This is a genomic window from Candidatus Thiothrix phosphatis (assembly GCF_035668035.1).
GTDB classification, from domain to species: Bacteria; Pseudomonadota; Gammaproteobacteria; order Thiotrichales; family Thiotrichaceae; genus Thiothrix; species Thiothrix phosphatis.
Genome location: NZ_JAYMYJ010000157.1, coordinates 1 through 1,171 on the forward strand (window position 1 = coordinate 1; position 1,171 = coordinate 1,171).

Sequence of the window (1,171 nt, forward strand, 5' to 3'; positions counted from 1 at the left end):
GGCAGTGGAAGAAGGCGATCCAGGAGCAAGCGAAGACGCTGTTTGAAGGCAAGCGGGGTCCGAAGCCGATGGCTACGCACCAGGAGCCGGATCAGTTGTATAGCGAGATTGGGAAGCTGAAGATGGAACTGGACTGGCTCAAAAAAGTCTGGGATGAGCCTGTCCTGATGCGGCGAGGATGGATTGACGCAGAGGAGGCGATGAGCGTGTTCCAGCAATGCGTCCTGGCAGGAGTATGCCGTTCGACGATCTACGCCCAGCAAAGGCCGCCAGTGGTCGATGAGAGCGATCTGCTGCATAGCCGCCTGATCGACGAGGAATACACCCGGCACCCATTCTAGGGAAGTCGTCGGATGGTTGAGTACCTCAAGAGGGTAGGTCATACGGTCAATCGAAAACGGGTGCAGCGCCTGATGCGGCAGATGGGGCTGGCCGGCATGGCGCCCGGGCCAAACACCAGCCGGAGTCACCCAGAGCACCAGGTCTATCCGTACTTGCTGCGTGGTGTTCCGGTGATCAGGCCGAACCCGGTCTGGAGCACGGACATGACGTACATCCGGCTGGCACCTGGCTTTGCCTACCTGGTGGCGATCATGGACGGGTACTCGCGTCGAGTGCTGGCCTGGCGGATCAGTAACCGCATGGACGCCACGTTCTGCGTCGATTGCCTGGAGGAGGCCTTGCGTGTCCATGGCCAGCCGGAAATCTTCAACAGCGATCAAGGCTCGCCGTTCACCAGCGAAGCCTTCACCCGCGTGCTGAAGCGTGAAGAGGTGCTGATCAGCATGGATGGTCGAGGGCGAGCGTTCGACCACATTTTCGTGGAGCGACTATGGCGCAACGTCAAGCATGAGGACGTCTATCTGAAGGGGTATGCCACCCTGGGCGACCTGATGCTCGGCCTGGCAGAGTACTTCGTCTTTTACAACGGCGCGCGTCCGCACCAGTCGCTGGGTGACCAGACGCCCGATGTCGTGCATCAGACTGCGACAGGGGGTGGAGCGATGATTGTGGACAAATTCGGCGGCGCGGCGGGAGAAACCCCTGTTCCGCTACGCTCCACAGGGGTTTCTCCCGCCGCAGAAGCAAGCGCAACAACACAAAGTACGACAAAGGCAAAGGCAAAGGCAAAGGCAAAGGCAAAGGCAAAGGCAAAGGCAAAGGCAAAGGC

Annotated in this window: 1 pseudogene; it reads left to right on the forward strand. The window is 59.8% G+C overall.

The features are described 5' to 3' along the window. Positions 1 to 1,040 (forward strand): annotated as a pseudogene (locus VSS37_RS20520) (IS3 family transposase); the annotation flags it as partial. Positions 1,041 to 1,171: the final 131 nt, after the last annotated feature.